The sequence below is a fragment of the Rhizobium sp. No.120 genome (genome assembly GCF_054558365.1).
Genome location: NZ_BAAJNQ010000008.1, coordinates 247,700 through 273,826, shown reverse-complemented (window position 1 = coordinate 273,826; position 26,127 = coordinate 247,700). Strand labels below are relative to the sequence as shown.

Annotated in this window: 32 protein-coding genes; 15 read left to right on the top strand and 17 right to left on the bottom strand. The window is 60.5% G+C overall.

All coding sequences use genetic code 11. From position 1 onward, the window contains the following. Positions 1 to 27: 27 nt before the first annotated feature. The 5 genes from ACYJRZ_RS22245 to ACYJRZ_RS22225 all read right to left on the bottom strand — a co-directional run bounded on the left by ACYJRZ_RS22245 (position 28) and on the right by ACYJRZ_RS22225 (position 5,114). Positions 28 to 1,059, bottom strand: a complete 1,032-nt coding sequence (locus ACYJRZ_RS22245) for a peptidoglycan -binding protein (RefSeq protein ID WP_113330378.1) — start codon at positions 1,057 to 1,059, stop codon at positions 28 to 30. 3 nt (positions 1,060 to 1,062) lie between these two features. After that, complete coding sequence (locus ACYJRZ_RS22240; RefSeq protein WP_459462600.1) at positions 1,063 to 2,106, bottom strand: flagellar motor protein MotA; 1,044 nt, start codon at positions 2,104 to 2,106, stop codon at positions 1,063 to 1,065. A 132-nt stretch (positions 2,107 to 2,238) separates the two neighbouring features. Next, a complete protein-coding gene (locus tag ACYJRZ_RS22235) occupies positions 2,239 to 3,039 on the bottom strand; it encodes an inositol monophosphatase family protein (protein WP_459462598.1) in 801 nt (266 codons plus the stop codon). Between the two features lie 191 nt (positions 3,040 to 3,230). Then, a complete protein-coding gene (locus ACYJRZ_RS22230) occupies positions 3,231 to 4,451 on the bottom strand; it encodes a tetratricopeptide repeat protein (RefSeq protein ID WP_459462596.1) in 1,221 nt (406 codons plus the stop codon). 9 nt (positions 4,452 to 4,460) lie between these two features. Continuing rightward, positions 4,461 to 5,114, bottom strand: coding sequence for a thiamine phosphate synthase (locus ACYJRZ_RS22225; protein WP_459462594.1), 654 nt, complete (start codon positions 5,112 to 5,114; stop codon positions 4,461 to 4,463). Positions 5,115 to 5,337: 223 nt separating this feature from the next. On the opposite strand from ACYJRZ_RS22225, the gene ACYJRZ_RS22220 reads away from it, so the two are divergent. After that, positions 5,338 to 5,598 (top strand): ArsR/SmtB family transcription factor, encoded by a 261-nt coding sequence (locus ACYJRZ_RS22220; protein WP_015341040.1) that lies wholly within the window; start codon positions 5,338 to 5,340, stop codon positions 5,596 to 5,598. A gap of 173 nt (positions 5,599 to 5,771) precedes the next feature. On the opposite strand, the gene ACYJRZ_RS22215 is transcribed toward ACYJRZ_RS22220, so the two are convergent. Beyond that, the gene (locus ACYJRZ_RS22215) at positions 5,772 to 5,945 is read right to left on the bottom strand and encodes a YdcH family protein (protein ID WP_459462592.1); all 174 of its coding nucleotides are present in this window, start codon (positions 5,943 to 5,945) and stop codon (positions 5,772 to 5,774) included. 230 nt (positions 5,946 to 6,175) lie between these two features. On the opposite strand from ACYJRZ_RS22215, the gene ACYJRZ_RS22210 reads away from it, so the two are divergent. The 6 genes from ACYJRZ_RS22210 (at position 6,176) to ACYJRZ_RS22185 (ending at position 10,104) form a co-directional block, all read left to right on the top strand. After that, positions 6,176 to 6,379, top strand: coding sequence for a YdcH family protein (locus tag ACYJRZ_RS22210; RefSeq protein WP_015341042.1), 204 nt, complete (start codon positions 6,176 to 6,178; stop codon positions 6,377 to 6,379). A 16-nt stretch (positions 6,380 to 6,395) separates the two neighbouring features. Beyond that, positions 6,396 to 6,893, top strand: coding sequence for a 5-(carboxyamino)imidazole ribonucleotide mutase (gene purE / locus ACYJRZ_RS22205; protein WP_015341043.1), 498 nt, complete (start codon positions 6,396 to 6,398; stop codon positions 6,891 to 6,893). Then, positions 6,890 to 7,948, top strand: a complete 1,059-nt coding sequence (locus tag ACYJRZ_RS22200) for a 5-(carboxyamino)imidazole ribonucleotide synthase (RefSeq protein ID WP_459462589.1) — start codon at positions 6,890 to 6,892, stop codon at positions 7,946 to 7,948. Before purE ends, ACYJRZ_RS22200 begins: the two co-directional genes overlap by 4 nt. A 153-nt stretch (positions 7,949 to 8,101) precedes the next feature. Continuing rightward, positions 8,102 to 8,227, top strand: a complete 126-nt coding sequence (ykgO, locus tag ACYJRZ_RS22195) for a type B 50S ribosomal protein L36 (protein WP_003582204.1) — start codon at positions 8,102 to 8,104, stop codon at positions 8,225 to 8,227. Between the two features lie 91 nt (positions 8,228 to 8,318). Next, complete coding sequence (locus ACYJRZ_RS22190) at positions 8,319 to 8,948, top strand: hypothetical protein (RefSeq protein ID WP_459462587.1); 630 nt, start codon at positions 8,319 to 8,321, stop codon at positions 8,946 to 8,948. 106 nt (positions 8,949 to 9,054) lie between these two features. Then, on the top strand, positions 9,055 to 10,104 hold the full coding sequence (locus tag ACYJRZ_RS22185) for an alpha/beta fold hydrolase (protein WP_459462586.1): 1,050 nt from the start codon (positions 9,055 to 9,057) through the stop codon (positions 10,102 to 10,104). On the opposite strand, the gene ACYJRZ_RS22180 is transcribed toward ACYJRZ_RS22185, so the two are convergent. Continuing rightward, positions 10,083 to 11,024 carry a LysR substrate-binding domain-containing protein gene (locus ACYJRZ_RS22180; RefSeq protein WP_459462584.1) on the bottom strand — a complete coding sequence of 314 codons (942 nt, stop codon included), beginning with the start codon at positions 11,022 to 11,024 and terminating at the stop codon, positions 10,083 to 10,085. The two genes, ACYJRZ_RS22185 and ACYJRZ_RS22180, sit on opposite strands and share 22 nt — an antisense overlap. 111 nt (positions 11,025 to 11,135) lie before the next feature. On the opposite strand from ACYJRZ_RS22180, the gene ACYJRZ_RS22175 reads away from it, so the two are divergent. From ACYJRZ_RS22175 to ACYJRZ_RS22160, 4 genes are all read left to right on the top strand, one after another. Next, complete coding sequence (locus tag ACYJRZ_RS22175) at positions 11,136 to 11,528, top strand: tautomerase family protein (protein ID WP_459462582.1); 393 nt, start codon at positions 11,136 to 11,138, stop codon at positions 11,526 to 11,528. A gap of 5 nt (positions 11,529 to 11,533) precedes the next feature. Continuing rightward, the gene (locus tag ACYJRZ_RS22170; RefSeq protein WP_459462580.1) at positions 11,534 to 11,929 is read left to right on the top strand and encodes a cupin domain-containing protein; all 396 of its coding nucleotides are present in this window, start codon (positions 11,534 to 11,536) and stop codon (positions 11,927 to 11,929) included. Positions 11,930 to 11,932: 3 nt separating this feature from the next. Continuing rightward, the gene (locus ACYJRZ_RS22165; RefSeq protein WP_459462578.1) at positions 11,933 to 12,505 is read left to right on the top strand and encodes a DUF4865 family protein; all 573 of its coding nucleotides are present in this window, start codon (positions 11,933 to 11,935) and stop codon (positions 12,503 to 12,505) included. An 89-nt stretch (positions 12,506 to 12,594) separates the two neighbouring features. Beyond that, positions 12,595 to 13,566 (top strand): threonine ammonia-lyase, encoded by a 972-nt coding sequence (locus ACYJRZ_RS22160; RefSeq protein WP_459462610.1) that lies wholly within the window; start codon positions 12,595 to 12,597, stop codon positions 13,564 to 13,566. Between the two features lie 2 nt (positions 13,567 to 13,568). On the opposite strand, the gene ACYJRZ_RS22155 is transcribed toward ACYJRZ_RS22160, so the two are convergent. The 4 genes from ACYJRZ_RS22155 to ACYJRZ_RS22140 all read right to left on the bottom strand — a co-directional run bounded on the left by ACYJRZ_RS22155 (position 13,569) and on the right by ACYJRZ_RS22140 (position 17,273). After that, the gene (locus tag ACYJRZ_RS22155) at positions 13,569 to 14,204 is read right to left on the bottom strand and encodes a LysE family translocator (protein ID WP_459462576.1); all 636 of its coding nucleotides are present in this window, start codon (positions 14,202 to 14,204) and stop codon (positions 13,569 to 13,571) included. Between the two features lie 133 nt (positions 14,205 to 14,337). Beyond that, complete coding sequence (locus ACYJRZ_RS22150) at positions 14,338 to 15,219, bottom strand: NAD(P)-dependent oxidoreductase (protein ID WP_459462574.1); 882 nt, start codon at positions 15,217 to 15,219, stop codon at positions 14,338 to 14,340. A gap of 126 nt (positions 15,220 to 15,345) precedes the next feature. Next, positions 15,346 to 16,785: a pyruvate kinase gene (pyk, locus tag ACYJRZ_RS22145; RefSeq protein WP_069613235.1), complete on the bottom strand. Its 1,440-nt coding sequence runs from the start codon at positions 16,783 to 16,785 to the stop codon at positions 15,346 to 15,348. Beyond that, positions 16,785 to 17,273 carry a DUF1036 domain-containing protein gene (locus ACYJRZ_RS22140; RefSeq protein ID WP_069613236.1) on the bottom strand — a complete coding sequence of 163 codons (489 nt, stop codon included), beginning with the start codon at positions 17,271 to 17,273 and terminating at the stop codon, positions 16,785 to 16,787. Before ACYJRZ_RS22140 ends, pyk begins: the two co-directional genes overlap by 1 nt. Positions 17,274 to 17,477: 204 nt before the next feature. Here ACYJRZ_RS22140 and ACYJRZ_RS22135 point away from each other — a divergent pair, with 204 nt between their 5' ends. From ACYJRZ_RS22135 to ACYJRZ_RS22125, 3 genes are all read left to right on the top strand, one after another. Continuing rightward, on the top strand, positions 17,478 to 18,272 hold the full coding sequence (locus tag ACYJRZ_RS22135) for an N-formylglutamate amidohydrolase (protein WP_459462571.1): 795 nt from the start codon (positions 17,478 to 17,480) through the stop codon (positions 18,270 to 18,272). 27 nt (positions 18,273 to 18,299) lie between these two features. Continuing rightward, positions 18,300 to 18,605 (top strand): DUF1244 domain-containing protein, encoded by a 306-nt coding sequence (locus ACYJRZ_RS22130; RefSeq protein WP_069613238.1) that lies wholly within the window; start codon positions 18,300 to 18,302, stop codon positions 18,603 to 18,605. A gap of 172 nt (positions 18,606 to 18,777) precedes the next feature. After that, a complete protein-coding gene (locus ACYJRZ_RS22125) occupies positions 18,778 to 19,029 on the top strand; it encodes a DUF2312 domain-containing protein (protein ID WP_069613239.1) in 252 nt (83 codons plus the stop codon). Between the two features lie 65 nt (positions 19,030 to 19,094). On the opposite strand, the gene ACYJRZ_RS22120 is transcribed toward ACYJRZ_RS22125, so the two are convergent. The 4 genes from ACYJRZ_RS22120 to ACYJRZ_RS22105 all read right to left on the bottom strand — a co-directional run bounded on the left by ACYJRZ_RS22120 (position 19,095) and on the right by ACYJRZ_RS22105 (position 23,770). Beyond that, positions 19,095 to 20,135 (bottom strand): NAD(P)H-dependent flavin oxidoreductase, encoded by a 1,041-nt coding sequence (locus tag ACYJRZ_RS22120; protein ID WP_459462569.1) that lies wholly within the window; start codon positions 20,133 to 20,135, stop codon positions 19,095 to 19,097. A gap of 65 nt (positions 20,136 to 20,200) precedes the next feature. Further along, positions 20,201 to 21,124, bottom strand: coding sequence for an NAD(P)-dependent oxidoreductase (locus tag ACYJRZ_RS22115; RefSeq protein ID WP_459462567.1), 924 nt, complete (start codon positions 21,122 to 21,124; stop codon positions 20,201 to 20,203). Between the two features lie 100 nt (positions 21,125 to 21,224). Beyond that, a complete protein-coding gene (locus ACYJRZ_RS22110) occupies positions 21,225 to 22,322 on the bottom strand; it encodes a branched-chain amino acid aminotransferase (RefSeq protein ID WP_459462565.1) in 1,098 nt (365 codons plus the stop codon). Positions 22,323 to 22,501: 179 nt separating this feature from the next. Next, on the bottom strand, positions 22,502 to 23,770 hold the full coding sequence (locus tag ACYJRZ_RS22105) for a flavin monoamine oxidase family protein (protein ID WP_459462563.1): 1,269 nt from the start codon (positions 23,768 to 23,770) through the stop codon (positions 22,502 to 22,504). A gap of 347 nt (positions 23,771 to 24,117) precedes the next feature. Between ACYJRZ_RS22105 and ACYJRZ_RS22100 the strand changes: the two genes are divergently transcribed. Next, the gene (locus tag ACYJRZ_RS22100) at positions 24,118 to 24,312 is read left to right on the top strand and encodes a hypothetical protein (RefSeq protein ID WP_459462560.1); all 195 of its coding nucleotides are present in this window, start codon (positions 24,118 to 24,120) and stop codon (positions 24,310 to 24,312) included. 165 nt (positions 24,313 to 24,477) lie between these two features. On the opposite strand, the gene ACYJRZ_RS22095 is transcribed toward ACYJRZ_RS22100, so the two are convergent. Together ACYJRZ_RS22095 and ACYJRZ_RS22090 are read right to left on the bottom strand one after the other, a co-directional pair. Continuing rightward, positions 24,478 to 25,179 (bottom strand): polysaccharide deacetylase family protein, encoded by a 702-nt coding sequence (locus tag ACYJRZ_RS22095; protein WP_459462558.1) that lies wholly within the window; start codon positions 25,177 to 25,179, stop codon positions 24,478 to 24,480. Between the two features lie 11 nt (positions 25,180 to 25,190). After that, a complete protein-coding gene (locus tag ACYJRZ_RS22090) occupies positions 25,191 to 26,033 on the bottom strand; it encodes a glycosyltransferase family 25 protein (protein WP_459462556.1) in 843 nt (280 codons plus the stop codon). Positions 26,034 to 26,127: the final 94 nt, after the last annotated feature.

Sequence of the window (26,127 nt, the reverse complement as noted above, 5' to 3'; positions counted from 1 at the left end):
GTATTGCATCGCCGGAGCGATGACCGATTATTTCTCGGTCAATTTCAGCTCGATGCGTCGATTGGTGGCGCGAGCATCCGGGGTATCGCCCGGTGCGATCGGCTGGAATTCTCCAAACCCGGCGGCGACGAGCCTATCGGCAGGGACGCCCTGCGAGATCAGGAACTTGACGACTGCGATGGCGCGCGCGGATGACAGAGCCCAGTTGTCCGGGTAACGCCCATTGCCTGAAAGCGGCACATTGTCGGTGTGGCCATCGACGCGCAGCACCCAATTGATTTCAGGTGGGATTTCCTTGGAAAGATCGATGAGAGCGGCTGCAAGCTTCGTCATCTCCGCCTGCCCCGCCGGATTGAGATCGGCAGCGCCGGACGGAAACAATACTTCGGATTGGAACACGAAGCGGTCGCCGACGATGCGGATATTATCCCGGTCGGAAAGGATTTCGCGCAAGCGGCCGAAGAAGTCGGACCGATAGCGGTTCAGCTCCTGCACACGCTGCGCCAGCGCCACATTCAACCGCCGTCCGAGATCGGCAATCTTCACCTGCGATGATTGATCCTTGGCTTCCGATGCCTGAAGGGCAGCTTCGATAGCGGCGATCTGGCTGCGCAGGGCGGCAATCTGTTGGTTGAGCAGATCGACCTGGCTCATTGCCCGCGCGCTCACCTGCTTCTGCTCGTCAAGCTCCTGCGAAAGCGATCCGGCCCGCTTTTCCGCGGCCTGGCTGCTGCCGGAGCCTGCTGCAAGCAGGGCCTGCAGCCGCGAGCGCTCTGTCTCCGCCGAGGAAAGCGACGCCTGTAGATTGGCGACGGCATCCTCGAGATCCTGTTTGCCGCTTTTTTCGAGCGCCAGCTGCTGCACCAGATCGTTGATGCGGCTGTTGAGGCGATTGAGCACCTCATCGCGCCCCGAAATTTCGCGGCTGAGGATGAATTGGCCGACGACGAATACCGTCAGCAGAAACATGATCGCCATCAGCAGCGTGGAGAGCGCGTCGACGAAGCCGGGCCAATAGTCGACGCTCCTCTGGTGGCGTCGGTTGCGGGCGAGCGCCATGGCTTACTTGCTCCCGGTCTTCTCTGTATGGCTGATCCGGTCGGCAAGGCGGTCGAGCGTGCGGCGCATCGATTTGGCCTCTTCCTGCTGGGCCTCGATCCAGTCGCGCAGCATCTGCTGCTCGTTGCGCATGTTCTTGACCAGGCCCTGAATGCCTTCGGCGAGGTTCGCCATCGCGGTCACCGAACGTTGGCCACCACCCTCCTCGGCGATCTTGCGCAGATAATCTGACAGCGCCCGTACATCCTCCGAAGAAGCGCCCGGCGTACCTTCAATGACTGGGGCGATATCGGATCCGACATCCGTGACCGAGGACAGCCAGTTTTCGAGCTCCGTATAGAAACGGTTCTGCGCACGGCCGGCCTGCAGATCGAGGAAGCCGAGGATCAGCGAACCGGAAAGGCCGAGCAGCGAGGAGGAGAAGGCCGTGCCCATACCCACAAGCGGGCCGGAAAGACCTGATTTCAGGGCGCTCAGAATATCGCCGGTGTCGCCGGTGCCGGCATCGAGGCCCTGAATGACGTCGTTGATCGAGCCGATCGTCCCGATCAGGCCCCAAAAGGTGCCGAGCAGACCGAGAAAGACGAGGAGGCCGATCAGATAGCGCGAGGTATCACGCGATTCGTCGAGGCGCGTGGCGATCGAATCGAGGATCGAGCGCAGGGTCGCGGTGGAAAGCTGCATCGCCCGGCGGTTGCCGAGCAGCGCCCGCATCGGCGCCAGCAGCCGCGGGTTGCGGCCGACTTTGTCGGCATTGCCGACGGCGCGGAAGTGATTGAACCAACGAACCTCGGGCCTCAGCATCAGCACGTGATTGAAGACTAGAAGGATGCCGACGACCAGAACACCGACGATCAGGCCGTTGAGGCCCGGATTATGCAGAAACGCGACCTGGGCCTGACGGAAAAGAATAGCCACAATAAAGCCGACGATGACGAGGAAAAGCACCATCGTCCAGAAGAAGGCCATCGGGCTCGAGAGCTTATAGGCGTAGCTGCCCGACACATTGTCGGTCGATCCCAGATCCGCCAATTTCACATTTTCCATCGCACGCTCCGCCACCGCATTTTCCGCAGGCGGAGACTAGAGCAACATTGTGCCGAATTGAAGAGACGGAAAGCACAAAACGGTCCGTTGGCAACAGACCGTTTATCTCCGAATAGCAGCCCTAAGCTGAACTTATTTCGTCGGCACCGGCCGCTTGACCACTTCGGCAAGCGCCTTCTGGATATGCTCGTTACCGCAAATGATCGATTTCGTGGCGAACATGTCGGTGCCGCCATGGAAATCCGATACGAAGCCGCCAGCTTCACGGATCAGCAGAATGCCGGCTGCGATGTCCCAGGCAGACAGGCCGGTTTCCCAGAAGCCATCGAAACGGCCGGCAGCAACATAGGCAAGATCGAGCGATGCGGAGCCGAGGCGGCGTACGCCGGCGACTTCGCCCATCACATGGCGCAGCTCGACGAGGAACTTGCCGTGATTGCCGCGGCCGAGATGCGGAACGCCGCAGCCGATGACGCTGTCCGACAGCACGCGGCGCGAGGCGACGCGCAGGCGACGATCGTTGAGGAAAGCGCCGCCGCCGCGTTCGGTCGTATAGAGCTCGTCGGTTGCCGGATTGAAGATGACGCCGGCAACGATCTCATCGTTGCGCTCGAGCGCGATCGAGACGGAAAACAGCGGAATGCCATGCAGGAAGTTGGTGGTGCCGTCGAGCGGATCGACGATCCAGCGATGGGCGCCATCCGTGCCCTTCACCTCTTCGCCTTCCTCGCCGAGGAAACCGTAGGTGGGGCGTGCCTTCATCAGCTCATCGCGGATGATCTTCTGCGCCTTCAGATCCGCCTGGCTGACGAAATCGCCCGGTCCCTTCACCGACACCTGCAGGTTCTGCACTTCGCCGAAATCGCGGCTGAGCGACTTGCCTGCCTTGAGGGCAGCCTGAACCATGACATTGAGAAGAGCAGAACGGGCCATCGGGGTTCCTTGGATAATGCAGAAAGCGCTGACCGGGCCCGAAAGCAGGCACCGACGGAGCAGGAGCGTCAGCGGAAATAAAGATTGGCGGCCTCAAGACCATAAAATTGCGGGAATTTCAAGTGGTGAGGCTGCGACAGACGCAAACTGACTTCAGATCAGCTCCGCCAAGGTTCAATCCGACACCTTTATTATCGCGCGCGCCGATATTTGTTGGCTGCGTCGATAGCAGCCTTCTGCTGGTAGTCCTCGATCCCTTGATAGAAATCCTCAAGCTCAGGGTCTTTCAGGCCGGCACGACGGGAAATGACATACCAGGTGGCGGCAGCCACCGGGTCCTGCTTCGTGCCGATGGCATTGATATAAAGATGCGCTAGCTTGTTTTGCGCAACGACGTTGCCGCGATAGGCTGCAACCCGCATCCAGTTGAAGCCGTTTTCGAGATCCTGGGTACCGCCGGTGCCATTGATCAGCCAGATGCCCATGTCGAGCTGCGCTGTATCGAAGCCGGCATTGGCGGCACGCGACAGCCACTCCCGCGCGCGCGCCTTCTTCTCCGGCGGCAGATCGGGAAGGTTCAGATAGAGCTGCGAAACAGCATACTGCGCGTCGGCAATGCCCTGCTGCGCAGACTTCTCATAATAAGGAAGCGCCATCTGCAGACCCTTCAGGCCGGGATTTTCGGCCGTCAGCATCTGGGCGACATTGAATTGCGCTGAAGGCTGACCGGCATCGGCAGCCTTCCTCATCCATTCGTCGGCCTTCTTCTGATCTCGGGGCACGTCGCGGCCCTCCATCAGGATCAGCGCGTATTTGAACATCGCCGTAGGATCACCGCCCTCGGCCGCCTTGCTGTACCAGAAGGCGGCGTCCTTCGTATCGCGTTTGACGCCCAGACCCTGTGCCATCAGCTCCGCGATTAAGGTCTGCGCGGCCGGGTCGCCAAGCTGCGCCCGTGGCAATGCTTTCTGAAAGGCGGTCAGGTAATAGCCGCGTTGGAAGGCACCATAGGCATCATCCACCTTGCCGGTGAAAGGCTTTTCCGGCGGCAGGTCGGGCAAGTTTGCTCCCATGCGCTCGAAAACGCCAACGCCTTGCGATGGCTTGATGTCGCTATCGGCTTTCGGCTCTGCGCCCGGCTGGATCTTTTCGGTCTTGAAGGTGCCGGCATCGGCGCCCAAAGGCCGGGTCATGACATTGTCGTTGTGCTGCGGTGCATCCGGCACCGCGGTATCGTCATCGGATTGCGCGTTGTCTTCTGGCCGCGCACCCTTCTCCGCCGGCTGCGAAACGCCCGGCAGGGACGTATTGTCATTGCCGGATTGCGCCTGAGCCAACAACGGAAATGCCGCGAGCCCGGCTGCAAGCACGGCAAGGAAGGATCGATGGCGGAATCGAGGCGAAGACGACATGGATCGCTATCAATCCTCAAACCGTGGCGCTTTTTCGTCCAGAAGCGCATTCACTTCCGCAACGATCGAAGGGGCAGCGGCAGGATCGGCAAAGACCGCCTTATGCAGCGCCACAAACTCGGCGCCGGTGAGCGCTACTTCCAGCGCCGACTTCGGATCGGTGCCACCCATGACGATGCAGGGAATCTCGATCATAGAGGCCCACCATTCGCCGAGTGCCAGGTTCTTCGGATGCGCCTCGGGCTTGATGTCGCCATCGAGCTTGCCGAAGAAGATATAGTCCGGTCGGAGTTCGCCGATCTCCAGCGCGCTATGCCTGTCGGCCGCGCTGCCACCGCCGACGATCAGCTTCGGCACGAACTTTTCGACGGCTTCCGCAAGCTCGGCAATGTTGCCAGCGATGTGTAGCCCGTCGGCCTTCGCACGGCCTGCCACGCGGCTGTCACCGGCAATGAGTGCCGCCGCTCCTGCAGCCTGGATGACCGGCACTAGCTTTTCCGCATGTTTCTGGAAAGCGCCGTCATCGAGACCGTATTGCGGAATGATCACCGAAGCGACGTCCCCGCCCCTCAAGGCATCGGCCACCGCCTTCGCCCGCTGCTCGATATCGGCAATATCGGGAACGATAAGAACGAGGCGGCAACGATCTTCGGGCACGGTCATGCGAGCTTCCATGGTTTCGGCTTCCATCGTCAGTGATGGCGCACCGGTTCGATAATCGTGAGTAAATCCGTTAGCTCTCTCTGACAAGGGGCAGCGACCGAAACCAACGATTCGCAGCCGAGGACACTCACGGCGCGAACCTTCGCAGGTGACCATCCTCACAATATATCATGCAGCGCACAATTAACTTGCCGCTCTTGGGTGTTTGACGTAGCTTTCCGCCATGTCGACCATGGATCCTTTTGCAGCCATCGCGGACCCGAACCGGCGTCATTTGCTGGAGGAATTGCGCCGCGCACCCAAGACGGTCAACGAATTGGCGCAGGGCCTGCCGATCAGCCGACCGGCCGTTTCACAGCACCTCAAGGCCTTGCTCGACAGCAATCTCGTTTCCGTCACCAATGAAGGCACGAAACGTATCTATGCGGTTAACAGCCGCGGCTTCGACAAGCTGAATCTATGGCTGGATCAGTTCTGGTCCTGAAGACATCGTTTCAGGAAAATTGCGCCAACCCCTACCTCCGACGCTATGAAGCTGGCGCATCCGTTTATGACGGAAATGCGCATCGATCCTGATTGGGAATTTGTCCTAAGACCTTTCAATCCGCCTCTCTTGCCCCTCAAGATCGATGGCTTTTTGAACTTTGGAACGTTGCCTCAGTGAACTGAGGAACGCAGACGTTGGATTTCGTCCTTGACGCGCAGTTTCCTGCGTTTGATATCGGCTATTTCCGTATCATCACTAGAGGGAGATGACATTGCCGCATGCAGCGCCTCCTCGAGCGCGACATGTTTCTTTTCGAGCGATTCAAGATGAGCTTGAACAGTCATATGACCCTTCCTTCCTCTGAAGAGCCCTGACCATCCATTCGCCAAGGCTCTAGGTGTCAACCTTCTCACTCTGCCATAAGATCGGGCCTTTGTCGAAGGCGAAAACGTGGCCTATAGGCGGCAAATTCGTGATGAAGGATAACTTCCCGTTATCGCCATTTGGTGATAGGAGCTTGCGGAATTCAGGAGGCGGAACGAATGCGATTCCGCGATATGCTGGGGAAATGAACATGGCCGATCAGGAACAGGCGGAAATCAGGCTGATCGTGGCGCGGCTGCGCCAGGAACACGAGGATTATGATGCCGCAATCAATGCCATGATCGAGACGGGCTGCGATGCCCTTCGTATCCAGCGCATGAAAAAGAAGAAGCTCGTCATCAAGGACAAGCTGACCAAGCTGGAAGACCAGATCATTCCCGATATCATCGCCTGAGGAGCACAACGCAACGATGCTGACCGAAAGACCGCCTGTCGCCATCATCATGGGAAGCCAGTCCGACTGGGAGACCATGAAGAATGCCGCGGACACCCTGGAAGCGCTTGAGATCACTTATGATGCGCGCATCATTTCCGCGCACCGTACGCCGGACAGGCTGGTGAGCTTCGCCAAGGGCGCAAGGGACGAAGGCTTCAAGGTCATCATCGCCGGCGCCGGCGGCGCAGCGCATCTGCCGGGCATGGCGGCTTCCATGACGCCTCTTCCGGTCTTCGGCGTGCCGGTTCAGTCACGTGCCCTCTCCGGTCAGGACAGTCTTCTCTCGATCGTGCAGATGCCGGCCGGCATTCCCGTCGGCACGCTCGCGATCGGCAAGGCCGGCGCGGTCAACGCCGCCCTCCTTGCTGCCGCCGTCCTGGCGCTCGGCGACGAAGAGATTGCCGACCGGCTCGACGAATGGCGCGCGCGCCAGAGCGCCGCCGTTGCCGAATACCCGATGGACGACCTATGAACGCGAAGACGATCGGTATCATCGGCGGCGGCCAGCTCGGCCGCATGCTGGCCATGGCGGCCGCCCGCCTCAATTTTCGCACCGTCATCCTCGAGCCCCAGGCCGACTGTCCGGCAGCCCATGTTGCCAACGAACAGATTACAGCCGCCTATGACGATGCGGCCGCCCTTGCCGAGCTGGCGAAGCGCTGCGATGTCGTGACCTATGAGTTCGAGAACGTGCCCGTGACCGCCGCCGAGGATCTTGCCTTGCAGGTAACGGTCTATCCGCCGCCCAAGGCGCTTGAAATGGCGCAGGACCGGCTGACCGAAAAGAGCTTCATCAATGGCTGCGGCATTCCGACGGCCCGCTTCCATGCCGTCGATAGCCAAGACGATCTCGAAAAGGCGCTAGCCGATTTCGGCGGCCAAGGCGTGCTGAAGACGCGACGCCTCGGCTATGACGGCAAGGGACAGCGCGTCTATCGCTCCGCCGCCGATAGCCCCGAAGGCGGCTATGCGGCCCTGGGCAGCGTGCCACTGATTCTGGAAAGCTTCGTATCCTTCGAGCGCGAGGTCTCCATCATCGCCGCCCGCGGCAGCGACGGAAAGATCGCCTGCTACGATCCGGCGGAGAACGTCCATCGCAACGGCATTCTCCACACCTCCACGCTGCCGGCCAATATTTCCACGCAGACGGCGAACGCCGCTCGCGACGCCGCGGAAAAGATATTGACGGCGCTCGGCTATGTCGGCGTGATCGGCATCGAATTCTTTGTGCTGGCCGATGGCAGCCTGATCGCCAACGAAATGGCGCCGCGCGTCCACAATTCCGGCCACTGGACGGAAGCCGCCTGCGTCATCTCGCAATTCGAGCAGCATATTCGCGCCGTTGGCGGCCTGCCCCTCGGAAATCCTCGGCGCCACTCGGATTGCGTCATGACGAATCTGATCGGTGACGACATCCTGGCGCTGCCGGAATGGCTGCGCCTTGACGACACGCTTGTGCATCTTTACGGCAAGACCGAAGCCCGGCCGGGCCGCAAGATGGGGCATATTACACAGCTTCTGCGCTGAGATCAGCGGGAAAAAGCCCCTGACATGGTTGACAGGCCCGGGATGACAAGGTATTTGCTCCCCACCCTAAAGAGCGCGCCCTGAGCGCGCTTTTGATTGTTAAAAGACCCGGGCGAATGTGACATTCCCCCTCAGAGATCGCGGATCAGAAAAATGAAGATCAAGAATTCGCTCAAGTCGCTCAAGGCGCGCCATCGTGACAACCGTCTCGTCCGCCGCAAGGGCCGTATCTACATCATCAACAAGCTGAACCCGCGCTACAAGGCTCGTCAGGGCTGATATGACGCGCGGCTTCGGTCCCATGGATCGGGCCTCAGTTTTAGTTGATCGCATCAAATTTGGTTTTGATCTTCGACATTGGCGGGCTACTATGCCCGCCATGCGCGTTTTTGCTTTGTCACATCTAGCCCTGCCGATTCTCCTCGCCCTGGTTGTCTCTGCGCCCCATGCGGCGCCGGCTGATGAGCCGAAGCCTGTGGAAAAGCAGAATCCCGGCAATTCCTCCGGCACCCTGTCGCCGAAGCAGCAACTCGACAATCTGTTCACGGCGCTGAAGCGGCAGCGCGATCCCGACCAGGCAAGCCTGATTGCGGATCAGATCAATGCCCAGTTTGCCGATTCCGGCAGCGCCACCATCAACCTCCTGATGCAATGGGCCGACAAGGCCATTCAGGACAAGCGTAATGCCGCCGCGATGGATTATCTCGATCAGGTGATCTCGCTGAAGCCTGACTATGTCGAAGGCTGGAACCGCCGCGCCACCCTTAATTTCGCGATCGGTGACTATCGCAAGTCGATGGAAGACATCAACCAGGTGCTGCGCATCGAGCCGCGCCATTTCGGAGCGCTGGCCGGCATAGCGGCGATGCTGACCGAACGCGGCAACGATGCCCTCGCACTTAAGGCCTGGGAGCGTTTCCTCGAAATCTATCCTGCAAATCGATCTGCCCAGGAAGAAGCGGATAAGCTCTCGGAAAAGATTGCTGGCAGCCGGACCTGATATGTCTGAAACACCCTCTTTTCCTGCCATTGAAATGCCCCGTTGGGGATGAAAAGGCGAAACAACGCACTAGATTAGTTGCCCAGGATAGCTGATCCGTGCCGAAATGATCGATTTTCTGCTCGTCGCCATTGTTTTGCTAATCGTCGTCGCTGCGGGCTTTTCCGCCTACAAGACCCGTGCCATCGAGCAGGCCTATCCCAATATCGGCGAATTGACCGATATCGGCGGTTACCGCCTCAATGCTGTACATCTGGCACGCCCGAAAACAGCGGATTTGCCGGCGCTCGTCTTTATCCATGGCGCAAGCGGCAATCTGCGCGATCAGTTCGAAGCCTTTGCAGCACCTTTGAGTGGCCGTGCCGAAATGCTGTTCGTCGACCGTCCCGGCCACGGTTACTCCGAACGCGGAAACGCCGAAAACGCCCTGCCCTCAGGCCAGGCCGATGCCATCGCCAAGCTGATGGAGAAACGCGGCATCAAGAGCGCCATCATCATAGGGCATTCCTTTGGCGGCGCGATCGCCGCCGCCTTCGGCATGCGCCATCCTGAAAGGACCAAGGGCCTGCTTTTCCTTGCTCCGGCGACTCACCCCTGGCCCGGCGGCGTCGATTGGTACTACACGCTTGCCGCCACGCCAGTCTTCGGCTGGCTCTTCACCCAGCTCTTTGTAATCCCGATTGGCCTCCGTCGAGTCGAGACCGGCACGCTCAGCATCTTCCGTCCGAATGCAAGACCGGCGGATTATATAACGAAGACGGCGCCGGAACTGGTGCTGCGGCCGCAGACCTTCCGCAACAATGCGATCGACGTGGTCAATCTCTTTGCGTACGTCTCCGCCCATGCGCCGCGCTACAGCGAGATCAAGGCGCCAACCGTGATCATCACCGGCGACAGCGACGAGGTGGTGCTGGAGGAATTGCATTCGCGCGGGCTTGCTCGGGACATCGCAAACGCGGAGCTCGTCACGATCCGCAATCTCGGCCACAAGCCGGATTATGTGACGACGGATGTTGCGATCGCCGCCATCGAACGGCTAGCAGGCCAGCCGCGTGATTTGCGTGAGCTGGCCACGCAGGCGGAAATCCGCATCAGCAATCTCGGCAGCGAAGTTTCCGAGCAGCAACCTTCCTCTCAGGCCATGACGACATCATGACCAGGCGCATGCTCGAATATCCGGCTCTGCGGCACCGCCTCGATCGTCTGGCGCACCGCCTGCAGTATGATCGAAGCCAAGCGCTCCGTTGCCGGGCTTCCCTCCGCCTCGGCACGATGCAGCACGAGATCGAGCTTCGGCAAGGCCGGTAGACCGGCCTCATCAGGCGTCAATTGCCGCACCTTTGGCGGCAGGCCGAGCGGTGTGCGCAGCGCCAGACCAAGGCCCGCCGCCGTTGCGGCCCAAAGACCTCCGAGGCTCGGGCTGACGAAGGATATCCGCCAGCCGATACCGGCGCGATCGAGCGTCTTGGTTGCGATGTTCCGCAACAGGCATGGTGCTTCCAGCGAGGCGAGCGGCATGGCCTCGCCGCCATCGACGTGCCATTGCATGTCACCATTGGCCGGACCGACCCAGCAGAGCGGTACTTCGGCTATACGGTCCGTATAAGCCGTGCGGAAACCATCGCTCCAGGCAAGCGCCAGATCGAGCTTGCCTGAGGTCACCCGCTCCACAAGTTCCGCATTGCGCACGACACGCGCCTCGATGCGCACTTTCGGATGCGCGCGGGCGAAGCGGCCCAATACGTCCGGCAGCAGCGTCTCGCCGAAATCCTCCTGCAGTCCCAGGCGCACCCAGCCTTCAAGCTCGGTCCCATGCAGCGCGGTAGCCGCCTCGTCATTCAGGTCCAGCAGCCGCCGTGCATAGCCAAGCATCGTCTCGCCGGCCTCCGTCAGTGCTAGCCCCCGCCCCGCCTTGCGGAAGATCGGCGTGCCCGCCTGCTCCTCTAACTTCTTCAGCTGGGCGCTGATGGCGGAGGTCGATCGCCCGAGCCTGTCGGCCGCCTTGGCATAGCTGCCAAGATCCATGCCTGTGACGAAACTGCGCAGTACATCGAGATCGAAGATGACTTTTCGCATGGATAACAATCCATATTTTTGGGACTATATATTCAGAATTATCTGATTTTCGGGATGATTATCCACTGGCATTCTATACCAGTCAAGTGACACGGAAACAGGAGCATCCCCATGCCATTTACCCGCATCACCCTTTTGCGTGGCAAGTCGCCGGAATATCTGAAGGCATTGTCCGACAACTTCCACCGCGCTCTGGTCGAAACCTTCGAGGTGCCGCCGACCGATCGCTTCCAGTCCATTCATCAGCTGGAGCAGCATGAGCTCATCTTCGATCGCACCTATTTCGCCAGCAAGCCGCGTTCGGACGATTACGTATTTTTCGACGTCACGATCGGCAAGCCGCGCAGCACCGAGGTCAAGCAGGCCTTCTATCGCCGTGTCGTCGAGCTTCTCACCGATGCACCCGGCGTTCGCCCCGAGGACATCATGATCACCATCACCACAGCCACACGCGAGGATTGGTCATTCTCCGACGGTCGCGCGCAGATGATAGAACAGGTCTGAGAGCCATGCCTCAGGCCACATCGACCCAAACGCCGGCCATACATCGCGCCGGCACGAATATGCGGCCGTCGCCCGAGGGCATCGCCACGGCCTCCTTCCTGGTAGAGTCGCTGGTGGAGAATGCCGAAAACGGCGGTCTCACCGCCATGCGCTGCGCACTCGAACCCGGCGTCATGACGCGCTGGCATACGCATCCGCACGGACAGATCCTCTATGTTCTGTCCGGCGTCGGACTTGCCGAGCGCTTCGGCGGTCCAGCCGAGGAGCTACACGCCGGCGATTGCATCAGCTTCGCCCCGAACGAACGCCACCGCCACGGTGCGGCGGCGGAGAATGCCTTCTCCTATATCAGCATCCAGGCGACGGAAAATGGAAGCGCCGTGACCTGGCTGGAGGAATGACTGATGATCGCCATGCAATATAACTTTCCCCTTCCCGCGGATTACGACATGGCGATCATCGATCGCCGCATCCGCGAAAAAGGTCCGCTGCTCGACAATCTTCCAGGCCTGAAATTCAAGGCCTACCTGACGGCAAGAAAGGGCGATACCGTCACCGAAAGCCGTCAGAACCTCTATTCCCCCTTCTACGTCTGGCAGCAGGAGGAGGGCCTGAGCGACTTCGTCTGTGGCCCCGGCTTCCAAGCTTTGACCGAGAATTTCGGTCGCCCTCAGGTCAACACCTGGATCGCCTGGCACGCCGATACGTCCAGGGATATTCGCCGCGCCAAATTCGCCACCCGCGAGGTGGTCGCAATCGATGCCGGAACCTTGCTTGCCGAGCTCCGCGCGAGCGAAACTGAGGCGGCAGCGCAGGCCATATCGAACGGCGAAGCGCTCGCCTCGGTCGCCGCCTTCGAGCCGGCCCACTGGACGTTGGTGCGCTTCCGCCTCTTGGCAGAGCCGCCGAAAGATCCGGTTAGATCCGGTCTGCAGACCTACGATGTCGGGCACCTCTCGCTGCCTGGCATCGCCTGAAGTGTCATGGAGACAATCTCCTTGTTTTAAAGGAAAGGCGGGCGCTCTATGGATGGAAAGTCCTTTTGAATCCGAAGAGTGATCCCTCCATGGTCGATATCGCAATGATCGAAGCCGCCCGCACTCGCCTCGGCGGTCGGGCCCGCCGCACGCCGCTGCTCTCGTCACCCTTTCTCGATGAAATCGCAGAGCGACGCCTGTTCGTGAAAGCCGAGTGCCTGCAGCACTCCGGCTCCTTCAAGTTCCGCGGCGGCTGGTCGGCTGTTTCGGCGCTGGAGCCAACCGTGCGTGCCCGAGGCGTCATCGCCTTCTCCTCCGGCAATCACGCGCAGGGTGTGGCGCTCGCCGCGAAGCTGCACGGCGTCCCCTCCGTCATCATCATGCCGACCGACGCTCCGAAGCTGAAGATCGCAAACACCCGCGCCTTCGGCGCCGAAGTCGTGCTCTATGATCGTATCAAGGAAGATCGCGACGAGATCGGCGCGCGCATTTCCAAGGAGCGCGGCCTGACGCTCATCAAGCCCTTCGACGAACCGCAGGTGATCGCCGGCCAGGGAACGACCGGGCTGGAAATCGCCGAACAGGCGGCGGAGGAAGGCATCGAGACAGCCAGCGTGCTCGTGCCCTGCGGCGGTGGCGGCCTGACTTCGGGGATCGCTCTGGCACTCGAATCCCGCGCACCGGGATTAAAGGTGCACCCATGCGAGCCGGAAAATTTTGATGACACCACCCGCTCGCTGGCCTCGGGCAAGATCGAGCGCAATGCCGCGCTGCAGGGCTCGATCTGCGACGCCATCATCACACCGCAGCCCGGCAACATCACTTTTCCGATCCTCAAGCGCCTCTGCGGCCCCGGCCTTGCCGTGACCGATGAGGAAGCACAGAAGGCCATGGCGCTTGCCTTCACCCGTTTGAAGATCGTCGTGGAACCAGGCGGCGCCGTCGCGCTTGCTGCGGCACTCTTCCACGGCAGGCACGTCGACGGCGATGCGGTGATCGCCGTCACCTCAGGCGGCAATGTCGACAGGGAAGTTTTCGAGGCGGCATTGAGCCGCCAATAACCTCAATTCACGGCGCGGCGATAGAGCGCCAGCGACCCGGCAAGAGCCAGCAGCGCGCCGCCGCAGGCGCGCTCGAGCCATTTCGCCCCTTCCGACTTCAGGACACGCACGGCCTGCGAACCGAACACTGCATAGCCGAACATGATCATGAAATCGAGCGCAGCGAAGATCGCGCCGAGCACGATATATTGCTGCATCTGCGGCGCCGAGGGATCGATGAACTGCGGCAGAAAGGCCGAGAAGAAGAGATAGCCCTTCGGATTGGTGACAGCGACCATGAAGCTCTTCAGAGCGATGGCAAAGGCCGTTCCCTTCGTCTGGCCCGCACTCGCCTGCAAAGCGCCGTCGATGCTTCCCTTAGAGCGCAGCATCATGATGCCGAGAAAGGCGAGATAGGCCGCACCGACCCATTTCAGGGCCGAAAACCAGAATTCTGAAGCCGCCAGCAAGGCGCCAAGGCCGATGGCAACCGCGCTGATCAGAACGGCATCGGAAAGAACGGCCCCGATCATGCCCGGCAGTGCGCGCCTGACGCCGAAACGCGAACCATTGGTCAGCGCCAGAAGCACAGTCGGCCCCGGCGTCGCGATACCGATGAAGGAAACAGCGGCGAAGGCAAGCAGCGTGGTGAGATGCATGGGGTCCCTCCTCTTGGAAGAGAGGAAGGTTGCATGTGGGAAGGTGGTTAGCAAGGGGCTTAAACGAGGCTTTCAGTCCGCCGAGCCTGAGATAGCCCCTCGGTAAACTCGATCGTCAGTGAATAAAACCCCTTCAGCCCATCAAACCCGCATCCTTGGCCGCCAAGGCCCCAATCGCCGACCAGTCCAGCTCCTCGCCGCCATGCGCCAGCAGATTGAGGAATCGATCGCGCAGCAGGCTCGCCAATGGCAGCGGCACGTTCAGCGCCTCGCCGGCAGCCAATGCCAGCCGGATATCCTTCTGGCCGAGCGGTACGGTGAAACCGGCTGGCTTGAACTTGCGATCCGCAATCAGCCCGCCATAGGTCTTGTAGACCGGCGCGTTGAACGGCGTCGAGGTCAAGAGATCGAGATAGGCATGCCGGTCGACGCCGCCTTTCTCGACCAGCGCCATGGCTTCGCCGAGCGACTCGATGACCGAAGCGATGAGGAAATTGCCGCTGAGCTTGACGAGATTGGCCGCCTTCGGCTCCTCGCCGAGGACGAAAGTCCGCTGACCGATCGCCTCGAAGAGCGGCGTAACCGACTGGATGGCGTCTGGCGCACCCGCCGCAGCAACGAAAAGCTTTGCCGCAGCCGCCGCTTCCGGACGACCGAAGACGGGCGCTGCCACGAAGCGCTGGTCTTTGGCGGCATGATCCTTGGTCAAGCGTTCGGACATGGCGACGCTGGTCGTGCTGGCAGAAATATGGACTGCACCCTTGCCAAGGCTTGCCAGAACGCCGCCATCGCCATGGACGACGGCCGATAGCGCATCGTCATGTGCGAGCATGGTGAAGACAGCCTCGCCACCGCACGCATCCACTACGGTCGCCGCAACCTTGGCGCCCTCGCCGGCCAGCGCCTCGGCCTTATCGCGCGAGCGATTGTAGACGGTCACCTCATGCCCGGCCTTGATGAGATTGACAGCCATGGCACTGCCCATCTGGCCCAATCCGATAAATCCGACTTTCATTGGCATATCTCCTTCTCAATCCGCCTGCTTGGGGATTGCAGGCGCTTCGGCTTCAAGAAAAAACCCGCCGTCTTTCGACAGCGGGTTTCGGATGTTTGAGGTGCTGCCGCAATCGGATGTCGGCAATCACACGCCGGACTGGCCGTCCGAACCGATATAGGCAATGCGCAGCATGTTGGTGGCGCCCGGCGTGCCGAGCGGAACGCCGGCCGAAATGATGATGCGGTCGCCCGGCTTGCCGAAGCCTTCTTCGGCAACGATGCGGCAGGCATTGTTGACCATGTCGTCGAGGTCGGTCGCATCGTGTGTGACGACACAGTGCATACCCCAGACGACGGATAGGCGACGTGCCGTCTGAATGATCGGCGACAGCGCCAGGATCGGAACCTGCGGACGCTCGCGCGAAGCGCGCAGACCTGTCGTGCCGGAGGACGTGTAGCAGACGATGGCGGCAAGCTTCAGCGTCTCGGCGATCTGGCGGGCAGCGAGCGAGATCGCATCGGCGCCGGTTGCCTCAGGCAGCGCGCGCTGGGCATAGATGATGCCCGGATAATGCGGCTCGCGCTCGATGGTGCCGGCAATGGAAGCCATCATGGAAACGGCTTCGACCGGATAGTCGCCGGAGGCGGATTCTGCCGAGAGCATGACGGCATCGGCGCCTTCGAAAACGGCAGTCGCGACGTCGGAAACTTCGGCGCGAGTCGGGACCGGCGCGGAGATCATCGATTCCAGCATCTGCGTGGCGACGACCACCGGCTTGCCGGAGCGGCGGCAGGCGCGGATCAGCTGCTTCTGAATGCCGGGAACGGCTTCCAGCGGCATTTCCACGCCAAGGTCGCCGCGGGCCACCATTAGCGCGTCGGAAAGCTCGATGATTTCCTCGATGCGCTCGACGGCTTGCGGCTTCTCGATCTTCGACATCAGGCCGACGCGGCCGTGGGAGATCTTGCGGACTTCCGTCAGGTCTTCCGGGCGCTGGATGAAGGAGAGCGCAACCCAGTCGACTTCATTGGTCGCGAGAACGGCATCGAGATCGGCGCGGTCCTTATCGGTCAGCGCGCCGACGCCAAGCAGCGTATCGGGTAGGCTGACGCCCTTGCGGTCAGAAATCTTGGTGCCCGAAATGACCGTTGTCACGATGCTCTTGCCGTCGCACTTTTCGGCACGCAGCGCCAGCTTGCCGTCATCGATCAGCAGGCGGTGGCCGGGCTGAACCGATTCCAGGATTTCCGGGTGCGGCAGGTAGACACGCGTGTTGTCGCCGGGAATATCCTGATTGTCGAGCGTAAAGGTCTGGCCGGGCTTGAGGTCGACCTTGGTTTCGGCAAACTTGCCAACGCGCAGCTTGGGACCCTGCAAGTCAGCGAGAATGCCGATCGGACGACCGCAACGAGCTTCGACGGCGCGGATGCGCTGGATCAGCGTGCGCATCACATCATGGCTGGCATGGCTCATGTTGATGCGGAACAGATCCGCCCCGGCCTCGTGAAGCTTCTGGATCATTTCCTCCGAAGAGGAGGCCGGACCGAGCGTTGCGAGGATTTTGACTTTTCGGTTTCGTCTCATCAATTCTGGCTTTCTTGGCTGCCCGAGGGCTCGGAAAGCTGAACCATCCAGCTCGCCTGGCGCCCGGTGTCGTATTCCTTGAATCCCATCTTCTGGTAGCCACGCGCGTAGCAATCCTTGACGCCTGGGATTTTGAATTCATTTTCCGCCACGCACATTTCGACGTCACCCGTCCAGCGGCCGCCGCGGGCCGCATCTTCTGCGTAGAGATAATAATAGCGGGATTGAAGCGGCCCCTCGATCAAAGTCGCGCAGGTATTGGCCGGAATCTGCCACCAGCCCTCGGTCACCCAGCCGTCCTTCGCCCGATAGCCGATCGCCACGCCAACGAGATTCTGCGTACCGTTGCACGTTCGGAAATCGGCATGGGCGGCATTCGGCATGAAGAAGAACGGCGCGGCCGCAGCAAGGATGAGGAAGGCGATTCGGGCGAGCGGGCCTGACCGCTTAACGAAACGTGGCGCGACTTGGCTGGACACGGCTTCCAATTGGCTCCCGGTTATTCGTTGTTGCGTCTTCTTGCGCCGCCATCCCATGAATGTCAACGCAACTCTAATCGATTATATTTTCTTCACGGGATGGTGACGGCACCATCCGCCGCTCTCCATCCGATCGAAGCTGCAAACCTTGCACCTTCCATCCGCACATGCAATCAAACAAAGAGTTGAAAATTTCAATAATCGACAATCCGCATGACCGATTTCAGACCGTTTGAATTCATACCCGGCAATCGTGACAAAGGCATGGTCATTCTTGGCGATCACGCGATGCGGCGCCTGCCCGAGCGTTACGGCAGCCTTGGCCTGCCTGAAACTGCCTTTTCCCGCCACATCGCCTATGACATCGGCATCGAAGGCCTGTGCCGTCATCTCTGCGCGCGGCTGGGCGTGCCGGGCGTGCTGGGTGGCTTTTCCCGTCTGCTGATCGATCCGAACCGCGGCGAGGATGATCCGACGCTCATCATGAAGATCTCGGACGGAGCCATCATCCCGGGAAATCATCCGATTACGGATGAGGAATGGAATTACCGCATAGAAGCCTTCCATCGGCCCTATCACAAGGCGGTGGATGAGACGATTTCCGCCGTAGCCGAGGCGACGGGCAAAGCACCCCTGGTTTTCTCGATGCACTCCTTCACGCCGGCATGGAAAGGCGTGCCGCGACCCTGGCACGCCAGCGTGCTCTGGGATAGCGACGACCGTGCCGTCGTGCCGCTCCTTGCAAAGCTCGGTGCCGATACCGATCTCGTGATAGGAGACAACGAGCCTTATGACGGTGCCTTGCGCAATGACACCATGTTCAGTCATTGCATGATGAAGGGCATTGCGCATGCGCTGCTGGAGGTTCGGCAGGATCTGATCGGCGACGAGGCCGGCATTGTCGAATGGGCCGATCGCCTGGCACCGATCTTCGCAGAGATCAACACCGATCCGGCGCTCCATGAATATAAGCGCTATCCTTCGCGCACCGGCCCTTACGAGGCATGAGGCGGCAAGCGAATTGAGGAGAAAGAAATGACCACACTCACCAAGGAACAAGAGATCGAGCTCGAGGCTGCCGCCTTTCGCCGCCTCGTTGCGCATTTGCGCGAACGCAGCGACGTTCAGAATATCGACCTGATGAATCTTGCCGGCTTCTGCCGCAACTGCCTTTCCAACTGGTATCGCGAAGCGGCCGAAGAGGCCGGGCTGCCGGTCAGCAAGGATGAGTCGCGCGAGGTGATCTATGGCATGCCCTATGAGGATTGGAAGAACCTGCACCAGAAAGAAGCCTCTCCTGTGCAAAAAGCCGCTTTCGAGCAGAACAAGCCGAAAGATTAACGCTCCCTTCACCAATTCGGCTTGACCTTGCGCGCCATTCGCGGCACGTCAACTGCCCGATCGAATTCGAAATCCCGCGCAAGCCATGAAGCGATGTGCCGTATCGGTGACCGACCGATCTCATCTGCGACGGGCTGCAAGCGACCCCTTTGAGACCCTTTAGGAGAAGTGCATGGAAGAGAACAGCGTCGAGAACGTGGCCGCGGCGGAACTGCGTCAATTCATCGAGCGCATCGAGCGCCTCGAAGAAGAAAAGGCCGCCATCCAGTCCGACATCAAGGATGTCATGGGCGAAGCCAAGGGCCGCGGCTACGACACCAAGGCGATCCGCACCATCATCCGTCTTCGCAAGAAAGACGCGAACGAACGCCTGGAAGAAGAATCCATCCTGCAGACCTACATGGCCGCACTCGGCATGGAATGATCGAGACTTTATCAGTCTTGAAAGATGATCGGGAGCCGGCTTGCCGGCTCCTTTCTTTTTGAACGTCACTCTGCAAAAAGACGACCGATCAATTCGGCGGCACTCCCCTGCCACAGCTCGCCCTTGCCGGTTCCCGACCAGAGAGACAGGAAATCCGGCAATCCCTTCGCCGTCGACGCAGCGCGTACGTCCCGCGTGAATTTATTCTGCGCCGGAAAGGGAAGGATGGCCTCCGGCTTCCCGTCCATCTCGTCCATGAAGCGGTTCTCGATCCCGCGCGCAAAGCGCCCTGAGAAGGCGCGCGTCGTGCGCGTCTTTCGCTCCGGCGTTTCCAGAAGCTTTCTGCGATAGGGTGCCGATGTCCCGGCTTCAGCGCAGGCAAGGAAAGCCGTGCCCATCTGCACGGCCTGCGCACCCGCCTGCAGCGCCGCCCGGATATCGCTTGACGTCATGATGCCGCCGGCTGCGATCAGCGGCAAACGAATGGTGCCGACGCATTGCGCCAGGAGATCGCGCATGCCGATTTCCGGATCCTCTGCCCTCGCGCCGAAAATACCGCGATGACCGCCCGCTTCGAAGCCCTGAAGCACGATCGCATCCAAGCCGCTCTCTTCCAGCGCCTTCGCCTCGTCGAGTGTCGTCGCCGTGCCGATCAGCGGGATACCAGCGTTTTTCGCCTCTCGTACATGGTCGGCCGGCAATAGGCCGAAAACGAAGCTGAAGCAGGCGGGCTTGATACGCAAAACCGCTTCGAACTGCGCATCGAAGTCCTCTTCGTAGGGAGGAGAAAGCTGCGGCGACGGCAGTTCCAACTCCCGGCGATATCCTGCGGTCGCAGCCAGGGCGCGCTCAAGCCGATCGGTGGCAACCTCCGGGATCGAATGCGGAATGAAGAGATTGATCGAAAACGGCTTGTCGGTTCGCTGGCGAACCTGAGCTGCAAAGGTTTCGATCGTTGCGGCATTTAAATAGGCTCCACCCATGGCGCCGAGGGCACCGGCAGCGGAAGCCGCAGCCACGAGTTCTACCGACGAAGGACCACCGGCCATCGGTGCGACGATCAATGGATGCTTCAAGCCCAGCTGTTGAAAAAGATTGCTGTCCATAAGACCGTCCTTCCGGAAATACCTGCGCAAGTCTTAACCCAACATAGGCGTTGCGCGATGAGTTGCTAGGAGCGACCAAGCGCTTCGGTGCGGGCCTCGATCGCCTTGATCACCGACACCATGTCGAGACGGCCATTGCCCAGTTCGACGCTTTCACCATAGAGAGTGCGGCAGAGATCGAGGATAGGCGATGCCATGCTCGCGGCGCGGGCTGCCTCCGCAATCAGTTTCGTGCTGTTGAACGCATCGGCCGTCGCCGCCTGCACTGAAAAATCCCGCGCGATAAGCTTCGGAATTTTCACGCGTGTCAGATCGCTGGCCATCGGACCGGAATCGATTGCAGCCTGAAAAGTTTCAAGATCGAGCCCGTTGTTCTCGGCAAAATGCGCGGCTTCGGCAAGCCCCGCCAGTATCGTGCAGAGATAGAGATTGACGGTCAGCTTCATCAGCAGCGCATTGCCGACCGGGCCGCACAGGATCGTTTCGCGGCACATAGGCATAAGCAGCGGCCGCACCTCGGCAACCGTCTCCGCATCGCCGCCGAGCAGCCCTACGAGCTGCGCCGTCTCGGCAGGCTTGCGCGAGCCCGAAACCGGAGCTTCGACATAGCGCCCGCCGGCGTTAAGAATATCGGCGGCAAGCCCGCGCGAATAGCCGGGCGGATTGGAGCCCATTGACACGACGATATGTCCGGACACCAGCTTGGCGAAGTCAGGTGTACCCCGCCGCAACACCTCGTCCAGCACCGTTTCGTTGACCAGCATCAGGATGACGATGCGCGTGCGTGCAAAAACCTCGTCAACAGTTGCTGCAACGACAGCACCCGCCTCCCGCAACGGATCGGCTGCTGCCGCAGAGCGGTTCCAGACCACCAGCTTGGTGACTGCCTTCGCGAGATTAAGGGCCATCGGCTGGCCCATGACGCCAAGGCCGACGAAACCAATCTCCGCGCCCGGCTCGCCGCCGGGACGTTCGCTGACGCTGGTCATCACAACAACTCCGATGTTTCGGGTGACTATGCGATTTCTTGTGTCAGAGCCGACGGGAAAACTCATATACCTTTCCCGCCGGGTATGGTTCACCGTTCGCTTAGAACAGGCGGTCCAGCCACTCGTTCTTGTCCGGCGCGCGGCCGAACTGGATGTCGGTAAGCGCTGCCTTCAGGCGCTGCGTCGTAGCGCCGGCATTGCCGTCGCCGATGGTGAAGCTGTGCTTGCGGCCCTTCACCTTGCCGATCGGCGTCACGACAGCCGCCGTGCCGCAGGCGAAGGATTCGCGCAGGCGCCCGCTCTCGGCATCCGCCTGCCATTGCTCGATCGAATAGGGTTCCTCGCGCACCGTCAGGCCCATGTCGCGCCCAAGCTTGATCAGCGAATCGCGGGTAATGCCCGGCAGGATCGTGCCGGTGAGCGGCGGCGTCTGCAGCGATCCATCGTCGAAGACGAAGAAAACGTTCATGCCGCCAAGCTCCTCGATCCAGCGCTTTTCGACGGCATCGAGGAATACGACCTGATCGCAGCCTTCGCGCTGGCCCTCAGCCAATGCGGCAAGGCTTGCGGCATAATTGCCACCGCACTTGGCTGCACCGGTGCCACCAGGCGCGGCGCGGGTGAAATTCTCTGAAACCCAGAGCGTGACGGCCGATCCGCCGCCCTTGAAAAAGGAGGCAACCGGGGAAGCAATGACGCAATAGATGTATTCCGCCGACGGTTTTGTGCCGAGAGCGACCTCCGTACCGATCAGGAACGGCCGGAGATAGAGCGACGCCCCTTCTGCAGTCGGGATCCATTCGCGATCGATCTTGACCAGCTCGCGGACGGACTCGACGAAGAGCTCTTCCGGCAAGCGCGGCATCGCCAGCCGTTCGGCCGAATTCTGGAAACGGCGCGCATTGGCGCTCGGGCGGAAAAGGGCAGCCCCACCATCAGGCAGGTGATAGGCCTTCATGCCTTCGAAAATTTCCTGCGCATAGTGAAGCACCACGGTCGCCGGATCGAGAGGCAGCGCCTTGCGCGCCTCGATCTTTGCGCTGTGCCAACCCCGATCCTGCGAATAGCGGATCGTCGCCATATGATCGGTGAAGATGCGGCCGAAGCCCGGGTTCTGCAGCAGCGCTTCCCGCTCGTTCGCCGTCGCGGGATTGGGGTTTTTCTGGATGTCGAAGGTTAGTGTTTCGCCGGTGCTCATGGCTCCTCCAATGCTTCTTTCGCCGCCCATCTCCCGAAGGATGGTGTAAATCAAATCGGGTGGTATTTGATTGCGTTTACGCCTGTTCTCACGCAAGTTTAAGAGCGATTTGCATAAAATTACGAGGCGAATCGCTATTTCTCGCCCGCAAGCTGACTATCGGTTTCAACGGCTTTCCATCATAGCGCTTCCGCAACGGCTTCAGCAGCGACGACGCCGGTTTCATAGGCACCGTGCGCGGTAGAATAACGCGTCTTCGAGCAGGCTTCCCCGGCGAAGAACAAACGCCCGTCGCGAGGAGCGGCGAGGATGCTGCGCAGGTCGGAAGCACCGGGTGTCGCATAGGAATAGGAGCCACCAAAGAAGGGCTCTCCCGCCCACGCCGACGCCGCCAGCGGCGACAACGTCTTGCCAACATCAGCGCCGAAGACGCGCTTCAACTGCTCCACCGAAAAATCAAACATCGCATCGATGCCCTGCCTCTCCAGATCGAGCGCGAGATCAGCGGCGAAATAGGCCTCGATGACCGGCGCACCGAACGGCTTCAGCTGATAGGCCCCCGTCCGGCGGCTATGCTGCGATCCCGTCACATGCGTATCCTCCGGAAACATCGCTGGTTCGGCTGCGCGAAGAAAAAGCTTGTTTGCCAGGCCGAGCGGCAAGCGGGAGGCCGCTTCGATCTTCTCCGGGAGAGGCGGCCAGAAGGCGATGCGTTCGGCCGCAAGCACATTGGTGGAAACCGTAACGATGACGGCCTTCGCCCGCAGCTCGCCCTTGGCTGTCGAAAGCACGACATGGCCAGCGCCGCTGTGGTCGATGCGGCTGACCTCGGCGCCGAGAACGGTCGGCACCGGCAAGCCGTAGGTGGCAACCAAAGTGCCGTAGCCCTGCCGCACGCGCCAGTCAGGACCAGGGCCTGGATCGTAGCGGCCAAGATCGATCACCGAGGACTTGTAGAGCTCTCCCCCGGTCATGAAGGCGCCGACAGCGTAAATCCTTTCATTCCACGGATCATCAGGCGACAACATGGCCGAGAGATCGGCATCTGCATCTCCCTCTCCCTCATACTCATAGACCCGCTCGAAGAAGGCGTAGACGGCGGCAGCCGCAGCTTTTGCATCGCGATCGTTCTGTTCCAACCGATGGCCACCCTCACTCCAGGGCGCAGGCGTGCGATCGACGGTCAGACCCACCTCTTCGGCAATATCAGTCCAGGCGTTGGTACGCGCGCCATGCAGCCAGCCGCAGCCAAGATCGAGCGCGGCGGCATCGGTGCCGAATGGATGGATCGAGCGCGCGCGGCCGCCGACACGATCGGAGGCCTCGAGCAAGAGGATCGAGAGATCCGGCCGAAGCAATTGCAGTTGCCGGGCTGCAGCTACACCGGCTGAGCCGGCACCGATCACGGCAACGTCGATCTCGCCGCCTCTCCAGGATTCGATGGGCATTCCAATTCCCCTTCGCGCAAGCATCGGAGCGTTACCGAACCTCGCGACTTGGTAATACGGGGCTCGCCAATCCGCCAGCGCGAGCTGTGTCGATCATCTGTAGCCGACCTCGGCGCGGCCTGTAAACGGTCACAATGATGGGCATACCAAATTGCCGCATTGAGCCGAATTGACGAATGTCGTACGTGCTTCATAGAGGCAGATAATGAGGAAGATCGTGCGGAAACCGACCTTCGCAAATACACTTTCGACCGCGACGCATAGTATTGGAGGCGCTTGTGCCAACACAGCTCAATAAGACGGCAGCCACACGTCGCGCCTCTTTCAAATCGCATTCGGAAACACCGATGTTCACGAAGGAATGGTCCGTCCCCGCGATCCTCAGCGTCCTCCTGCTCGGCGTCTGCGGACTGATCGCCTATTTCACCTGGACGCTCATGCCGCCAGCGGCGACAGCACAGAACAATATCGGCGTAGCTGTCACACTTAGCGACGGCAATGGTCATGCGATTGCCGATCCCACGCCGAAAAAGCAGCCATAGCTGTAGCCGCAGCCACACCGACCGATAGCGGAAAACGCTGGTCATGCCTGTGAGCGATAAGCTCGCACCCGGCAAATATGCCATCAAATGGCAGGCCCTTTCACCGACGGCCACAAGACCAACGGCAGCTACAGCTTTACGGCAGCACCCTGGTTATAGCGCTGACTATCCGACGACGCACTTCTTGACGAAATGCAGCCAGCTATCGTTGCGCCGGATGGTCGCGCGCGGCAGGCCGAACGGATCGTCGCCCGGCCGCGCCCGCCCGCGGCGTGTCGTCGTTGCGGCGCTGTAACCGGCTTCATAGGCAAGCACGCGATCAAGCGGCGTTTCATCGCCGTACGGAAAGCAGAAGGACGAGATCCCCTCATCCAATAAATCTTCAAGCAGTTCGCGCGAATGCGTGATCTGACGGCGCGCTTCTTCCATGGGCAATTGCGGAAGGTGAACGTGATCAAGCGTATGCGATCCTACCTCATGCCCAAGGCTGTGCCAATGTTTCAGCTGTTCGACCGACATGCAGGATGCCGGCGCCACGCCAAGGGGGACATCCCAGATATTGCTGCCACCGATCTGGTTCACCACGACGAAATTCGTGGCGGTAAAGCCGAATTCCTGCAGCACGGGCAAGGCGTTCTCATAGACATTCGCATAGCTGTCATCGAAGGTGATGGCAGCGACTTTGCCAGCCCTCTCGCCCCGGATGTAAGGCATTGCCTCATGTAGGGATACACCTTGAATTCCGAGCTTTTTCAGCCATTCCATCTGACGGCGAAAAGCTTCGGGATGGACGACCATGCTTCTGAACGGCGCCTTGCGCGACGGCGGCACCGCAATCTGATGATATGCGAGGATCGGAACAGCCACGATGGATCGTCTCAGATGATGCGACGCGAGCGGAGCGCGATCTTGGCACGATAGAGTGGCCGCAACACCTCCCTGGAGAGCGTTTCCGCCAATGTCTTGCGGCTTTTGATCGTGCTGCCGCCAAGCTGGCGAGAAATTTCACGCACGCCACCGGGCAGGACCGAAAGCGGCGACACGCGGGTAAACCAGCTCATCTGCACGGTGGTATCGACGGGTCGATCGAAGACGGAGGTGACCTCCAGCAGGCGGATGGCGGCATCGCGGCTGACGAGCTGCGCCACCATCCCAAGCCCGACCCGCGTCGGCTGAATGACATTGGTCGCTCCCTGCGAGAGAACGCATCGGCCATGCTCCTTGCCCATGCGAAAGGGGAAGCGAATGAACGAGCCAGGCTTCAAGCAGGCCTTGGCGGCAGCAAAAGCGGCATGGAAGGCATCGTCGATCTCGACATCGTCCTCAAAGATGAGGCCGGCATCGATGCCTTGTTCGACGATGGCGGCCCAAGCCTTGCGATGCGAAAGAAAGCAGGCAATCTCGCCCGCGCTCATGACAAACGGATAATAGGGCTTCTGCAGCCGAGGACGGTAAACACTGTCGATCTCGGCAGCATCAAGAGTGCAGCCATCCACTGCCTCGATGACCTCACTGCGCACCGGAAGCTTTGCGGCAAGTCTTTCGACCTGCGGCATGCGATCACGGGCGCGATCGAGATGGATGATGAAGCCGCGAATGACCGGTTGGCCTGGCGTGTCCAAAACGGCGCCGGCCGGATTGGATGCTGAAGCGAACTCGAATCCCGTATGAGATCTTTCGAGCGGCATCGCCGAAGACGGGTTGAATTCGTGGGCTTGCATAAATGAATACCTCGAGGCCATATTTCGCGAGGCTCTAGCAACCCTGAATGAAAGCGAGCTTAGGCAAGCCTGAGGCGAAACTGAAAATGGTTGT

Coding starts and splice junctions, on each gene's coding strand:
- ACYJRZ_RS22230 (WP_459462596.1), bottom strand. CDS start 4,451: ATGTCGTCTTCGCCTCGATTCCGCCATCGATCCTTCCTTGCCGTGCTT.
- ACYJRZ_RS22100 (WP_459462560.1), top strand. CDS start 24,118: ATGTTCACGAAGGAATGGTCCGTCCCCGCGATCCTCAGCGTCCTCCTG.
- ACYJRZ_RS22245 (WP_113330378.1), bottom strand. CDS start 1,059: ATGGCGCTCGCCCGCAACCGACGCCACCAGAGGAGCGTCGACTATTGG.
- ACYJRZ_RS22165 (WP_459462578.1), top strand. CDS start 11,933: ATGATCGCCATGCAATATAACTTTCCCCTTCCCGCGGATTACGACATG.
- ACYJRZ_RS22170 (WP_459462580.1), top strand. CDS start 11,534: ATGCCTCAGGCCACATCGACCCAAACGCCGGCCATACATCGCGCCGGC.
- ACYJRZ_RS22135 (WP_459462571.1), top strand. CDS start 17,478: ATGACCGATTTCAGACCGTTTGAATTCATACCCGGCAATCGTGACAAA.
- ACYJRZ_RS22110 (WP_459462565.1), bottom strand. CDS start 22,322: ATGAGCACCGGCGAAACACTAACCTTCGACATCCAGAAAAACCCCAAT.
- ACYJRZ_RS22155 (WP_459462576.1), bottom strand. CDS start 14,204: ATGCATCTCACCACGCTGCTTGCCTTCGCCGCTGTTTCCTTCATCGGT.
- ACYJRZ_RS22190 (WP_459462587.1), top strand. CDS start 8,319: ATGCCCGCCATGCGCGTTTTTGCTTTGTCACATCTAGCCCTGCCGATT.
- ACYJRZ_RS22210 (WP_015341042.1), top strand. CDS start 6,176: ATGGCCGATCAGGAACAGGCGGAAATCAGGCTGATCGTGGCGCGGCTG.
- ACYJRZ_RS22090 (WP_459462556.1), bottom strand. CDS start 26,033: ATGCAAGCCCACGAATTCAACCCGTCTTCGGCGATGCCGCTCGAAAGA.
- ACYJRZ_RS22240 (WP_459462600.1), bottom strand. CDS start 2,106: ATGGAAAATGTGAAATTGGCGGATCTGGGATCGACCGACAATGTGTCG.
- ACYJRZ_RS22220 (WP_015341040.1), top strand. CDS start 5,338: ATGTCGACCATGGATCCTTTTGCAGCCATCGCGGACCCGAACCGGCGT.
- ACYJRZ_RS22160 (WP_459462610.1), top strand. CDS start 12,595: ATGGTCGATATCGCAATGATCGAAGCCGCCCGCACTCGCCTCGGCGGT.
- ACYJRZ_RS22105 (WP_459462563.1), bottom strand. CDS start 23,770: ATGCCCATCGAATCCTGGAGAGGCGGCGAGATCGACGTTGCCGTGATC.
- ACYJRZ_RS22200 (WP_459462589.1), top strand. CDS start 6,890: ATGAACGCGAAGACGATCGGTATCATCGGCGGCGGCCAGCTCGGCCGC.
- ACYJRZ_RS22180 (WP_459462584.1), bottom strand. CDS start 11,024: ATGCGAAAAGTCATCTTCGATCTCGATGTACTGCGCAGTTTCGTCACA.
- ACYJRZ_RS22235 (WP_459462598.1), bottom strand. CDS start 3,039: ATGGCCCGTTCTGCTCTTCTCAATGTCATGGTTCAGGCTGCCCTCAAG.
- ACYJRZ_RS22120 (WP_459462569.1), bottom strand. CDS start 20,135: ATGGACAGCAATCTTTTTCAACAGCTGGGCTTGAAGCATCCATTGATC.
- ACYJRZ_RS22225 (WP_459462594.1), bottom strand. CDS start 5,114: ATGACCGTGCCCGAAGATCGTTGCCGCCTCGTTCTTATCGTTCCCGAT.
- ACYJRZ_RS22130 (WP_069613238.1), top strand. CDS start 18,300: ATGACCACACTCACCAAGGAACAAGAGATCGAGCTCGAGGCTGCCGCC.
- purE (WP_015341043.1), top strand. CDS start 6,396: ATGCTGACCGAAAGACCGCCTGTCGCCATCATCATGGGAAGCCAGTCC.
- ACYJRZ_RS22215 (WP_459462592.1), bottom strand. CDS start 5,945: ATGACTGTTCAAGCTCATCTTGAATCGCTCGAAAAGAAACATGTCGCG.
- pyk (WP_069613235.1), bottom strand. CDS start 16,785: ATGAGACGAAACCGAAAAGTCAAAATCCTCGCAACGCTCGGTCCGGCC.
- ACYJRZ_RS22115 (WP_459462567.1), bottom strand. CDS start 21,124: ATGACCAGCGTCAGCGAACGTCCCGGCGGCGAGCCGGGCGCGGAGATT.
- ACYJRZ_RS22125 (WP_069613239.1), top strand. CDS start 18,778: ATGGAAGAGAACAGCGTCGAGAACGTGGCCGCGGCGGAACTGCGTCAA.
- ykgO (WP_003582204.1), top strand. CDS start 8,102: ATGAAGATCAAGAATTCGCTCAAGTCGCTCAAGGCGCGCCATCGTGAC.
- ACYJRZ_RS22150 (WP_459462574.1), bottom strand. CDS start 15,219: ATGAAAGTCGGATTTATCGGATTGGGCCAGATGGGCAGTGCCATGGCT.
- ACYJRZ_RS22175 (WP_459462582.1), top strand. CDS start 11,136: ATGCCATTTACCCGCATCACCCTTTTGCGTGGCAAGTCGCCGGAATAT.
- ACYJRZ_RS22185 (WP_459462586.1), top strand. CDS start 9,055: ATGATCGATTTTCTGCTCGTCGCCATTGTTTTGCTAATCGTCGTCGCT.